Consider the following 12,763-nt stretch of genomic DNA (forward strand, 5'->3'; position numbering starts at 1 on the left):
TGCCGTTCAACACGAAGCCGGCCGATCGATCGCGATTCCTGGCGTGTCGGCAAGGCCAAGCCTCTCGTCAAACGGGTCTTTTCGGTCGGAAAGCGACAAACCGCCATGGACAGGCCGTAGCCGGCGTGGTGATCTCGGCGGCGCATTCTTTGCCAGTCGGATCTCTTCCATGATGACGCCCCTTCTCGTCGGCATCGACGTCGGCACCACCTCGGTCAAGGCCACGCTGTTCGACGCCGGTGGCACGGCGCTCCGCGCCTTCGCCGACCCGTATCCCATGCTGCGACCGGCACCCGGGCTCGCCGAACAGGACCCCGCCGATTGGACCAGGCGCGTTTCGGCGGCGCTGACGCGCCTGTCGGACGGTTTGACGGATGGCGCGGTCGCAGCCGTCGGCTTGACCAGCCAGGTCAACACCCATGTGTTCGTTGGCATGGACGGCGCGCCGCTGATGCCTGCCATCACCTGGCAGGACGGCCGCGCCGGCGCGGAAGCGGCCGAACTCGATGCGCAGATTTCCTCCGAGGAACGCATCGGCTGGTGGGGGGCGCCGCTGCCGATCGATGCCAGCCATCCGCTTGCCCGGGCCCTCTGGTTGAAGCGGCATCACCCCGACCTCTGGGGGCGGACGCGCTGGATGATGGCACCCAAGGACTATTGTCTTTTCCAGCTCACCGGCGAGCCGACGGCCGACCCGATGACCGCCTTCGGCGTCATCGATCAATCGCTCGCCTACGTGCCCCGCCTTCTCGACCTCGTTCCGGGCATCGCCGACCGTCTGCCACCGCTTCGGAGCTTCACCCAGTCAGCCGGCCGCATCCGGGCGGGACTGCCGCTCGCCGGCGCACCGATGGTGACCGGCGCCATGGATGCCTGGGCCGGCCTCATCGGCACCGGCGCGCTTGGCAACGGCGAATGCATGTACCTGTCGGGCACGTCGGAGATCGTCGGTCTGGTGTCGAGCGTGCGCCATCCCGCCGCCGGCGTCATCGCATTCCCGACCTGTGAGGGCATCACCATGCATGCCGGCCCGACGCAGGCCGGCGGCGCCTCGCTCGCTTGGCTGTCGAACCTCACGGGACGCTCGCCCTCGGAGCTGTCGGCCCTCGTCGCCGCCAGCGATCCCCATCGTCCGACGCCGCTGTTCCTGCCCCACCTTCAGGGCGAACGCGCCCCGATCTGGGATATCGGCGCGCGCGGCGCCTTCGTCGGGCTGGACGGCTCGATGGGACCGGCCGAGCTGACGCGCGCCGTCTTCGAGGGCGTGGCCTCATCGGTGCGTTGGCTGCTTGAGGCGCTGGAGGCATCGGCCGGGCGGGCGGCAACCGGCTTCTCGATGGCCGGCGGCGGCGGCGCTTCCGACCCGTGGTGCCAGATTCGCGCCGACATGCTGGACCGACCGATCCGCCGCCTCAAGACGCTCGATGCCGGCGTTCTCGGGGCCGCCATCCTGGCCGGTGTCGGTGCAGGCTGTTTCCCATCGATCGACGCGGCGGCGAGCAGCCTGGTCGTCACCGACCGCTTGTTCGAGCCCGACCCGTCACGGCGCGATCGGATGGATTTTCTCTATGGCGAGTATCGCGCACTCTACGCGGCGCTGAAGCCATTCAACGCGGCGCGCGCGGCCTTTTCCGGCTGGTAAGCCGGCGAAAGCCCCCGGCAGCCGAACTGCCGGGGACATCGTCGTCAGGTTCGCCAACCCCAGGCATCCGCCAGCTTCAGCGTCTCCTGCCAGCCGACCACGGATCCTGACGTGGTGACCGAACGCAGCGAGCAGGCCGCCGTGGCGTGTGCCAGCGCCAGCGATTTCTCGAGCGGCCAATCCTCGTGAACGCCATAGATCATGCCAGCGGCAAAGGCGTCGCCGGCCCCGTTGGCCCCGATCACCAGATCGGGCGGGATGGCGCACGAGGTTTTCCTGGCCACCGTGCCATCGCGCGTCACGGCGATGGCAAGCTTCGGCCAGTGAACCACCACCAGCTCCATGGCGCCATCGTCGAGCACCTTCCGCGCCGCCGCCTCGCAAAGGTCGGCGTCGGTCACGCCATGGCTGACGGTGGGAAGCCCGGCCAACGCTCCGATCTCGACGTCATTGACCACGACATAGTCGAGATGATCGAGACAGGGCATGACGGTATCGGCGAGGATGCGGGGTTCGAGGCTGGCCAGCTCGATGTTGGTCTTGAGTCCAGCCGCGCGCGCCTTCTTGAGTATCGTCACCCAGCCATTGTCGCCATCCTCCCAGACGCCGTCGAGCTGCTTATGGAAGCCCGGCAGCCCCAGGTGAAGGATGCGCCCAGTCGTCGCCGCGAGATCGAAATGATCGGGCGTGAGCGCCGCCGCCACCGCTTTCGCGAACAGATGCGTACGGCGGTGGGTCGCCGCAGAGGCATAGGCGTCGGTAAACTGCGTCGGCAGCGAACCGTCGACGTGCATTTGGCGGTGATCGATGCCAGCTTCCTCGGCGATGCCGCGCAGAAACCGCCCGCCTTCGTCGTCACCGACGATGGCGATGGTCTCAACGGGCATGTTCGGATCGAGATGGCGGATATCGACCGCAAGGTTGCAGCCGGAACCGCCGCCGGCCAGTTCCTGGGAGAGGATTTCGACAATGCCGTCCTCCTCCGGCCAGAAGCTGACCACGCGGTTGTTGTCGACGCACCAGGTCCCTCCGGTGACGATGCCGCGTCTTGCCGCCATGATCAGGCGAGCCCGGCCTTGAGCGGCTTCTCCGTCACTTCAAGATCGGCGGCGAGCTCGCGACTCGGCTTGATCCCGGCCTTGGCGAGATCGCCGTGGTAGGACTTTACCGCCTCCGACGGCGTGAGATCGCCGCTCGCCACCGCCCGCATATGCTTGACCATGCTGAGCGGATCCTCGGCGAGGTTGATCTTGCGGCCGAACAGAGCGACGCGGGCGCCGTATTTCTCGGACTGGAAGAGCAGCTCGTAGCAATCGCGCGTCGTGCCGGCGCCACCGCCAAGCACGCCGACGATGATCGTCGGATCGTAGGAGGCCAGCTCCTCCATCGCCCTGGGGCCGTTGTAGGCGATCTTCAGGAACTCCGGCCGGTCGGCCTTCGTCACGCCGGCAAGGCAGCGGGCGATGCAGTCGTTGATGTAGTGCGGCACGAGATCGGCATCGATACCGGTGTCGACATTGGGGTTGAACACCTCAAGGAAGTACTTGAAGCCGTTCAGCGATGCCTCGTAGCGGAAATCGCTAAACGCCTCGAGCGAGGCGTAGTCGTGATCGAGATCGTTGTTGAAGGTCATCGAATAGAGGCCGAGGTCGGTGCCGACCAGCGGTGCGCCGGGCGCCGGATCGACGGTGCCGGTCGTCACGCGCGACAGCGACGCGGTGCGGAACGGCCGCGACGGCTTCTTGGGGTAGACGCCACCACGTACGAACCAGATGTCGGTCGTGTCGTTGGCGCGGATGGCCGGCTTCACCTTGGAATTCTTGTAGACGCCATGTTCGTTGAGCAGCTCAAGACTGGAGGCCGACGTCAGCATGATATCGACGATGTCCTGCTCGACGATGGCGCGGACGTTCTCAAGAAACTCCGGGCGCGTCTGGTAGCGACCGAGCGTTCCGTCCTTGGCTCTGAGGGGACCGGCGCCGGGGATCGACGGCCCCATGTCCGGGTCCTTGGCATCGGCGATGATGAAATCGGCGCGCGTGTAGGCGCCCGCCCGGATGCGGGCAAGCTTCTCGTCAAGACGGAACATCGGTCACTCCAATCCGCCGGTGCCGGGCCCTCCCCGGCCGCGCGGCTCCACGTTTCCTCCCGCCCTCCTGCCAACGGCGAAAAGGCGGCCCATTTTCTTGCGCTCGGGTCGCAGCCCGATCCACGGATCGTCACGCGCCCGCCCCGCATGTTGTGACGGTTCAAAGCGGGTGACAAGCCCCGTTCCGGCTTAAGGGCAGTGCTTGACGGCCGATGCGACCAAAGACGGAAGGCGCGTCGCCTGCACCCCAAGGCCCATGCTTCCGCGCAAGGCGCGATCCCGATATAGCTTGCCCCAGGCCCACAGCAGGCTCCGTCCTAGCGGGAGAAAACAATGAGCGATCCCATTGTCATCATTGGCGCCGGCCAGGCAGCCGCCGCCTTCGCGGGCAAGCTCCGCGCGCTCGGGTCCGACCGTCCCGTGACGATCGTGGGCGACGAGCCGGTCCTGCCCTACCAGCGTCCGCCGCTGTCCAAGAAGTATCTTGTCGGCGAGGCGACCTTCGACCGGCTGCTGCTGAAGCCGCCGGCCTGGTACGAAGCCAATGACGTGACGGTGCTGACCGGCCGCAAGGCCACCGCAATCGACAGGACGCGACGGGTCGCCGCCCTCGATGACGGACAGGAGCTTGCCTATGCCACTCTGGTTCTGGCGACCGGCGCCACGCCGCGCCGCCTTCCGCCGGTGATCGGCGGCGACCTTCAGGGCGTCTACACGCTCCGCGACAAGGCCGACGCCGACGCGCTGATGGCGGATTTCCAACCCGGGCGTCGCCTGCTGGTGATCGGCGGCGGCTATGTCGGCCTGGAGACGGCGGCGGTTGCCAGAACGCGCGGCCTCGAGGTCACGGTCATCGAACTCGCCGACCGCATCCTGAAGCGCGTCGCCGCCGCCGCGACGGCGGACCTCGTCCGCGATCTGCATCGCACCCACGGCGTCGACATCCTCGAAAGCACGTCCATCGTTCGTCTGGTCGGCACCGAAGGTCACCTTACCGGTGCCGAGCTGATGGACGGCAGGACGATCGCCGCCGATCTCGCCGTCGTCGGCATCGGTGTGGCGCCCAATGCGGGCTTGGCCGAAGCCTCGGGCCTTGCCGTCGACGACGGCATCCTGGTCGACGAGCTCGCACGCACCTCCGACCCCGACATTCTTGCAATCGGCGACTGCGCGCGCTTCCCTTACGGTGATCGGCTGGTTCGCCTTGAGTCGGTGCAGAACGCTTTCGACCAAGGAGAAGCCGCCGCCGCGGCGCTGATCGGCATGGGCGGCGCCTACGTGCCGCAACCATGGTTCTGGTCCGACCAGTATGACGCCAAGCTGCAGATCGCCGGCCTCCACCACGGTTACGACGACACGCTGAAGGCGGACGGCCCACGCCCGGGCAGCCACGCGGTCTGGTATTTTGCGGCAGGGGCGATGATCGCCGTCGACGCTTTCAATTTCCCCGCCGCCTTCGTGACGGCGAAAAAGCTTCTGGAAGCCGGCAAGCGCATAGCCCGTCACGACATCGAGACGAAGCCGCTCAAGGAACTGCTGGGATGAGAAGAAGGGGCTCGGGCCGTCCTCGACGCAAGAACATTACGAGGACGGACCCGGTGTCCATTCGGACCGGCCGGCTACGCGCGACCTGATGCCGACGCAGAGGAGTTTCGTCGATCATGGTTGCGATTCGGTTTCCGGGCACAATTTTGCCGACTTCAACATATGGCCCAAAATGAACCGAAGGGGTGCTATATGTTGATCGCCTCGGCAGCACGCCCCCATTCGCGTTGCAAATTGCAACGGCCAGCCGATTTCAGATGATATTTTCCCGCTTGAGCGGACGCGCCATCAGCCGGTCGACGGCATCGTCGACCGAAAGGCGGCCGGCGAGCACCTCGGCCACGGCGGCCATGATCGGAACCTCGACCGAAAAGTCGGCCGCCTTCTGAACGGCGATACCGACGGTAGCAGCGCCTTCAGCCAGTTTGCCGAAGCTTGCCGGCGGCTCTCCCCGGCCGATGCCAAGCCCGAAGGAATAGTTTCGCGACTGGGTGGACGAGCAGGTCAGCACCAGATCGCCAAAGCCGGAGAGGCCCATCAGCGTCTCGGCCTCGGCACCGAAGGCGGCGGCCAGCCGGCGCATCTCGACGAAGCCGCGCGTGATGACGGCCGCCTGCGCCGACGCACCGAGCGCGCGGCCGGCGACGATGCCGGCGGCGATCGCCAACACGTTCTTCAACGCGCCGCCCATCTCGACGCCGGCGATGTCGGTGGCGGCATAGGGCCGGAACGTGGGACCGGCGAGCCGGCGGCAAATGGCGTCGGCAAGCGCCGCGTCCTCGGCGGCGATCGTCACCGCCGTCGGCAAGCCGCGCGCCACATCGTCGGCGAAACCAGGCCCCGACAGCACAGCCACTCGCCGACCCGGAAGCGCCGCCCCGATTGCGACCGACGGCCGGGCGCCGGTTGCCTGTTCGATGCCCTTGGCGCAGGAGACGATCGCCGTTTCCGACCCGACGACCTCGGCAAGCGTCGCCGCCGCCAGTCGGCAGGACTGGGCGGGTACGGCAAGGAGCACGAGCTCGACACCCGCAAGCGAGGCCGGATCGAAATGGGCCGTTATCGCCGACGGAAAGACGGCATCCGGAAGATGCGCGCTACGCCGCGTGGCGTTCAGCCTGTCGGCCTCGCCGGCATCCCGGCCGCAAAGGATCACCTCGGCGCCCGCCCGCGCCGCCGTCAACGCCAACGCCGAGCCCCAGGCGCCGGCTCCGTAGACGCCGATGGTGTTGGTCATACCTTCGCCCCCAGCCGGCCATGGCCGACGAGCGGCACGGCAACGTCGTCGAGCGGCCAGCGCGGTCGTGCCGCCACGTCAAATCCGTCGGTATGGCCGAGCGCCAGCCGTTCGGCGCCGGCCCAGGCGATCATGGCTCCGTTGTCGGTGCAAAGGTTGCCGGGCGGTACGACGAGACGGCCATTGAGATCCGCCATCACGGCGTCGAGCCGGGCGCGGATCGCCTTGTTGGCGGCAACGCCACCGGCCACCACCAGCACCGGCGGGCGTCCGTCGGCAAGCGTCCCGGCAAACCGCCGCACGGCAAGGCCGACCCGGTCGGCCACCACATCCGATACCGCCGCCTGGAACGAGGCGCAGATGTCGGCCACGTCCTGCCGGGAAAGCGGCGCCAGAGCCTCCGCTTCATGGCGCACCGCCGTCTTGAGGCCGGAGAAGGAGAAGTTGGGCTCGTCGCGGCCGATAAGTGGCCGGGGCAGCGCGACGCGGCGGGCGTCGCCCTCGGCCGCCATCTTCTCCACCGCCGGCCCACCGGGGTAGCCGAGCTGAAGCAGCTTGGCCGTCTTGTCGAACGCCTCGCCGAGCGCATCGTCGATGGTGGTGCCGATGCGCGTGTATCGGCCGACGCCATCGACCCTCAGAATCTGGCTGTGTCCGCCGGAGACCAGCAGCAGCAGGTAGGGAAACTCGACGCCATGTGTGAGGCGGGCGGTCAGCGCATGCCCCTCGAGGTGATTGACGGCGACAAGCGGCTTTCTCGCCGCGTAGGCCAGCGCCTTGGCCGTGGTGAGGCCGATCAGCACGCCGCCGATCAGACCGGGCCCGGCCGTCGCCGCCACCGCATCGACTTCGCCGAGCGTATACCCCGCCTCGGCAAGCGCCGCCTCGACGAGGCCGTCCATCACCTCGACATGGGCACGGGCGGCGATCTCCGGCACCACGCCGCCGAAGGCCGCGTGTTGCTCGATCTGCGAGAAGACGACGTTGGAAAGAATTTCGCCCGATCCATCGGCGCAGCGCCGCACGACGGCGGCGGCGGTCTCGTCGCAGGAGCTTTCGAGCCCGAGAACGACGATATCCCCAAGGTCGCCCATCCTGGTCAATCCCTCTTCGCCGATGCCGATGCGGTCTCGAAAGGCGAGACCCAAGAACACGTTGCCTCGCGCCGTCCCATGGTCCAAGTGTTGCCATGACAAGGCGAGACGTTAGGGACGATTCGCCGCCGTCTTCGACCGTCGGCCGGCCGACGCCTTCGTTTCACGGCTCTATCACACGGGGAGCGAACCGGTGCAACCAAAACCCATCCGTCTCGGCACGCGCGGCAGTCCGCTCGCTCTTGCCCAGGCCCATGAGGTCCGCGACCGTTTGATCGCCGCTTGGGGAGCAAGGGCGCCAGAAGTTGAGATCGTGCCGATCAGCACGGCTGGCGACCGCATCCAGGATCGACCGCTCGCCGAGGTGGGCGGCAAGGGCCTGTTCACCGAGGAAATCGAGGCCGGCCTGTCGACCGGCGTCCTCGACATCGCCGTCCACTCCTCCAAGGACATGCCGACGGTTCTGCCCGACGGCCTCGTGCTCGGCCACTTCCTGGAGCGCGAGGACGCGCGCGATGCCTTCGTTTCGCTGAAATACGGCTCGCTTGCCGAACTGCCCGAGGGTGCGGTGGTCGGCACGGCGTCGCTGAGGCGCGGCGCGATCGTCCGCCGCCTCCGTCCCGACCTGGTGGTGATCCCCTATCGCGGCAACGTCCAGACCCGGCTGCGCAAGCTCCGCGAAGGCATCGCCGACGCGACGCTGCTTGCGGTCGCCGGTCTGAAGCGGCTCGGCATGCTCGACGTGGCGACCGAGATTCTGAATATCGAGACCTTTCCGCCTGCCGTCGGTCAGGGCGCGATCTGCATCGAGAGCCGGATCGATGACGCGCGGATTGCCGAACTGCTGGCGCCGATCCACCATGCGCCGACGGCCACGGCGCTTGCCTGCGAACGCGCCTATCTCGCCCGGCTCGACGGGTCCTGCCGCACGCCGATCGCCGGACATGCCACGGTGGCGGACGGTCGCGTCGATCTCCATGGCTTGATCCTGACGCCGGATGGAAGCGTTGCCCACGAAGGTCGGGACAGCGGCACCGACCCGGAGAGCGTCGGCGATCGTCTGGGTGCCCACCTCGCCGCGCTTGCCGGGCCCGGTTTCTTCGGCGGGAGCTGAGCCATGGTTCTACTCGTCCTCCGTCCGGAACCGCAGGCGAGCGACATGGTGGCGGCGCTCGCCGCCCGAGGCGTTCCGGCCCTTGCCGAACCCATGCTGAGCATCGAGCCCGCGTCCGACCCTGCCGGCCGCGTCCGGATGGCCGACCCCGAGGCCGAGGCGTTGATCCTCACCTCGCGCCAGACCGTGGCGATCCTGAAGGGGGCGGAGGGCCTCGATACCCTCATCCGGCTGCCGGTGATCGCCGTCGGTGGAGGCACCGCCCACGATGCCCGCGCCGCCGGTTTCACAGATGTACGTTCGGCCGACGGCAACGCCGACGACCTCGTCGACCTCGTCGCCCGAACCGGCTTTCACCGCCTGATCCACGCCGGCGGTCGCGACAAGGCAGGCGACATCGCCGGCCGGCTGGCAGCGCTCGGCGTCGCCGTTTCGGAGGCCGAGCTCTACCGGGCCGAACCGCGACTGACGCTCGCCCCCGAAATCGCCGACGCCTTCGCCGAGGAGCACATCACCGGGCTGATCGTCGCCTCGCGCCGCTCCGCGCAAGCTTTCGTTGATCTGATGGACGCAATGGACTGGGCGCCCCGCCTCGCCCGTCTCGGCGCGGTGGCGTTGTCCGAAGCGGCGGCGGCGCCGCTCGGCGGCCGTGTCGCCGAACTGGTCGTCGCGGCGGAACCGACAGGACCGGCTCTCGTTGAAGCCAGCGTTGCGCTCGCCGCCCGGCTGCGCGAAACTGTCGGCGGCGAGCAAGAAGCGGAGGGACTTGAGACCATGGTATCCGAAGACCACCGCAAGGACGCCGGCCGGCGCAATCGCCCGAAAGCTCCAGTCATCGACCTTGAAGCGACGGAGGTGGCAAAGGCCGCCCAACCGCCCAAGCCACCCCAGGAACCGCCTCGCGAACCGCCCGTTCCCGAGCCGCCAGCTCCCCAACCTCCGGAACCGGAGAAGCCTATCATCGAACCGCCCGGGCCGGACGTTCCTCCGATCGAGCCACCGCCCGGAGATCTGCCCCCCATCGGCGATCCGCCAAAGCCGGACAGACCGATGATGGGAGCCACCGATGGCGGGGTGGACGCAGCAGCGGAAGCCGCTGCGCCACCACGCACCGATCGGCCCAGCCAGATGAAGGCGCTGCTGCCTCTCCTGGGCTCCGGCCTCGTCGGCGGCTGTGCCGCAGCCCTGGTTATGCTCGCGGTTCTGCCTGTCGGCGGCAGCCGCGAGGAAACCAGCAGTGTCGATCCGGCAACGCTGGAAGCGCGCCTCGGCGAGGTCGCCGACCGGCTGGCGGCAGGCCAGCAGGCGACGGAGACGCTCGGCAGCCGCATCGCCTCCCTTGAAGGGCGCGAAGTTCCGACCGTGGATTTCGCCCCACTCGCGACCCGCATCGATGATCTCGCCGCCCGGCTGGATGCGACCGAGAAGGCGGCGGCCGAAAAGCCGACCGTCGATCCTGCCGCACTCACCGCGCTGGAAGGCCGCATCACCGAACTGGCCGCGGCAGCCGATGCGCTGAAGGCCGACAACGCTGCCTTGGCGCCTCGGCTCGCCGCCGTCGAAGAGCGCCTTGCCAATGCCCCAAAGGGTGGCGAAATCGCCGCCTTGTCGCTCGCCCTCACCTCGCTGTCCGGCAAGATCGATGCCGGCCTGCCGTTCGCGACCGACCTCGCCGTGATCGCAGCCGCCGCCCCCGATCTTCCCGGTCTCGGCGACCTCAGGACACATGCCGAAACGGGTGTACCCACCCGCGACCGGCTGCTGGCCACGCTGCCGGTCGATGCCATGCTGGCTCGGCGGCCGGTGGAGCCCGGCAAGGGCTGGATGGATGGCGTTTTCGATAGCGCCAAATCCTTGGTCAACTATCGCGAAACCGGCCCCGCCGTCACCGACCCCGCCTCCGGCGCCGTCGAGGCGATCCGGGCGGCGCTCGAACGGGGTGACGCCGCTGCCGCCAAGGCCGCTGCCGACACCTTGCCGGCCTGGGCGCGTCCACCGGCCGAGGCGTGGCTTGCCGATCTCGATGCTCGCGTTCGCGTCGATGCCGGCGTCAAGGCCATCTCCGCCCGTATCGTCGATCGCCTGTCGGTGCCCGCCGCAGACTGACCCCGCCGCCCGCTTCGGAAAGGCCCCGAGATGATCCGCATTCTTCTGTCGGTCGCCGCACTGTTCATCGCCGTCCTCGCCTTCGATTGGTTGGGTGGCGTGCCGGTTGCCGTCTCGATCAGTTGGCCGGGCGGTGCCGCGGCGCCGCCCCTGCGCGTCGTCGTGGTCGCGCTGCTGGTTCTCGCGGTTGCCCTTCTGGTCATTTGGAAAGTCACGTCCGGCCTGTGGCGCGCCCCGCGCGGCCTGCGCACCTACTTCGCCGGCCGCCGTCGCGACCGTGGCTACCGGGCTCTGTCGCGCGGCATGATCGCCGTCGGCTCGGGCGATTACCGCCTTGCCCAGCGCGAAGCCACCGAAGCCAACCGTTTTCTGGAAAGCGAACCGCTGGTCCTGCTGCTCGCCGCCCAGGCCGCCCAGCTCGAAGGCCGGAGCGACGCCGCTCGCCAAGCCTTCACGCGCATGCTGAAGGCGTCGGAAACGCGCCTGCTCGGTCTCCGCGGTCTCTATATCGAAGCGACGCGCGCCGGCGAGGCGGCAGCAGCCCGCCAGTTCGCCGCCGAAGCGCAGAAGGAGAATCCCGCGCTGCCTTGGGCTGGCGCCGCCATGATGGATTATCTCTCCGCCGACCGGAACTGGGGCGAAGCGCTGTCCGTGCTCGATCAGAATGTCGCCGGGCGCTTGGTCGGCAAGGGCGACGCGAACCGTCTGCGGGCAGTGCTGCTCACCGCCCGCGCGCTTGAAGTCGAGGATGGCGAACCGGAAAAGGCTCGTGCCTTCGCGCTCGAAGCCCACAAGATCGCGCCGGACTTCGTGCCGGCAGCCACCGTCGCGGCGCGCACGCTGGCTCGCCAGCTTGACACCCGCCGGGCGGCGAAGGTCCTGGAAGCCACCTGGAAGCTGAACCCGCATCCCGATCTCGCCGTGGCCTATCTGCATCTGCGGCCGGGCGATTCGGCACGTGACCGCCTGAAGCGCGCCCGCATGCTGGAAAACCTGAAGCCGGTGCATCCCGAAGGCGCGGTGACCGTGGCCCGGGCCGCGCTCGACGCCCGCGAGTTCTCGCTGGCCCGCGAGGCACTTGCCAAGGCCTTGCGTCAGGCGCCGACCGAACGCGTCTGTCTGATGATGGCGGAGCTTGAGGAAAGCGAAAGCGGCGATATCGGCCGCGTCCGCGAGTGGCTCGCCCGCGCGGTGCGCGCGCCGCGCGACGCCGCCTGGACCGCCGACGGTCTGGTGCTCGACGCCTGGCAGCCGCTTTCCCCGTTGTCGGGCCGGCTTGACGCGGTGGAATGGCGGGTGCCCGCCGAGCGCGAGATAGGCGAAGCGATCGACGGTAACGACCTTGCCGTCATCGCGGCAACGCCACACGCACCGTCCGCTCCGGAAGCACTGCCGGCCACGGAAACGGAAGAAGCGCCGGACGCTCCCCCTCCTATCGCCGAAATGGAACGGCAACCGCCGGCACGACAGGTCGCCGAACCACAGGACGAGCCGATCGCGACACCGGAAAAGGCCGAGACACCCGCTGCTCCGATCATCGCCGTGGCGCCCGCAAAGCCCGCCACGGCCGTGGAGCCGGCGGAGGCAACGGGTGGGGTCGTGGTCGATCCTCTGGCCGTGTTGCCGCCACCGCCCGACGATCCGGGACCGGCCAACGGCAAGGGGCTGGCACGCAGCCTGACGCCGCAATCGCCCTTCTCGTGAGGCTATCGGCGCCGGCTTCATTTTCTTCCGAAGCGGTGCTTGAAATTAGCCGGGGATGCCGGTATCAACGCCCCGTCGCGCGGGATCGCTTCCCGCGCCGGCGCCGCACTAGCTCAGTTGGTAGAGCACGTCATTCGTAATGATGGGGTCGGCGGTTCGAATCCGTCGTGCGGCACCACTTCCTGCCTTTCCACCCACAGCACTCTGCATCGATCGGAACGCGTCGCGTGTC

At 68.5% G+C, this 12,763-nt stretch carries 9 protein-coding genes and 1 tRNA gene; 6 read left to right on the forward strand and 4 right to left on the reverse strand.

Going from position 1 to position 12,763, the window contains the following annotated elements:
• The first annotated feature begins 169 nt into the window (after positions 1 to 169).
• Positions 170 to 1,642: a xylulokinase gene (locus QQZ18_RS17415; protein WP_284542220.1), complete on the forward strand. Its 1,473-nt coding sequence runs from the start codon at positions 170 to 172 to the stop codon at positions 1,640 to 1,642.
• Between the two features lie 44 nt (positions 1,643 to 1,686).
• Here the strand turns inward: QQZ18_RS17415 and QQZ18_RS17420 are convergent, their stop codons facing one another.
• The gene (locus QQZ18_RS17420; protein WP_284542221.1) at positions 1,687 to 2,700 is read right to left on the reverse strand and encodes a carbohydrate kinase family protein; all 1,014 of its coding nucleotides are present in this window, start codon (positions 2,698 to 2,700) and stop codon (positions 1,687 to 1,689) included.
• Between the two features lie 2 nt (positions 2,701 to 2,702).
• Positions 2,703 to 3,731 (reverse strand): hypothetical protein, encoded by a 1,029-nt coding sequence (locus QQZ18_RS17425; protein WP_284542222.1) that lies wholly within the window; start codon positions 3,729 to 3,731, stop codon positions 2,703 to 2,705.
• Positions 3,732 to 4,064: 333 nt separating this feature from the next.
• On the opposite strand from QQZ18_RS17425, the gene QQZ18_RS17430 reads away from it, so the two are divergent.
• Positions 4,065 to 5,276, forward strand: coding sequence for an NAD(P)/FAD-dependent oxidoreductase (locus tag QQZ18_RS17430; RefSeq protein ID WP_284542223.1), 1,212 nt, complete (start codon positions 4,065 to 4,067; stop codon positions 5,274 to 5,276).
• A gap of 253 nt (positions 5,277 to 5,529) precedes the next feature.
• Here QQZ18_RS17430 and QQZ18_RS17435 read toward each other — a convergent pair whose 3' ends face one another.
• Positions 5,530 to 6,513 (reverse strand): NAD(P)H-dependent glycerol-3-phosphate dehydrogenase, encoded by a 984-nt coding sequence (locus QQZ18_RS17435; RefSeq protein ID WP_284542224.1) that lies wholly within the window; start codon positions 6,511 to 6,513, stop codon positions 5,530 to 5,532.
• Positions 6,510 to 7,589 (reverse strand): tRNA (adenosine(37)-N6)-threonylcarbamoyltransferase complex transferase subunit TsaD, encoded by a 1,080-nt coding sequence (gene tsaD, locus QQZ18_RS17440; protein WP_284542254.1) that lies wholly within the window; start codon positions 7,587 to 7,589, stop codon positions 6,510 to 6,512. The genes QQZ18_RS17435 and tsaD overlap by 4 nt, the downstream gene beginning before the upstream one ends.
• Positions 7,590 to 7,800: 211 nt before the next feature.
• Between tsaD and hemC the strand changes: the two genes are divergently transcribed.
• The 4 genes from hemC (at position 7,801) to QQZ18_RS17460 (ending at position 12,709) form a co-directional block, all read left to right on the forward strand.
• Complete coding sequence (gene hemC, locus QQZ18_RS17445) at positions 7,801 to 8,721, forward strand: hydroxymethylbilane synthase (protein WP_284542225.1); 921 nt, start codon at positions 7,801 to 7,803, stop codon at positions 8,719 to 8,721.
• Positions 8,722 to 8,724: 3 nt separating this feature from the next.
• Positions 8,725 to 10,827, forward strand: coding sequence for a uroporphyrinogen-III synthase (locus QQZ18_RS17450; RefSeq protein WP_284542226.1), 2,103 nt, complete (start codon positions 8,725 to 8,727; stop codon positions 10,825 to 10,827).
• Between the two features lie 30 nt (positions 10,828 to 10,857).
• Positions 10,858 to 12,531 carry a heme biosynthesis protein HemY gene (locus QQZ18_RS17455; protein WP_284542227.1) on the forward strand — a complete coding sequence of 558 codons (1,674 nt, stop codon included), beginning with the start codon at positions 10,858 to 10,860 and terminating at the stop codon, positions 12,529 to 12,531.
• A gap of 102 nt (positions 12,532 to 12,633) precedes the next feature.
• Positions 12,634 to 12,709: transfer RNA gene (locus QQZ18_RS17460), tRNA-Thr, on the forward strand.
• Positions 12,710 to 12,763: the final 54 nt, after the last annotated feature.

Source organism: Pleomorphomonas sp. T1.2MG-36, assembly GCF_950100655.1.
In the GTDB taxonomy this organism is placed as follows: domain Bacteria; phylum Pseudomonadota; class Alphaproteobacteria; order Rhizobiales; family Pleomorphomonadaceae; genus Pleomorphomonas.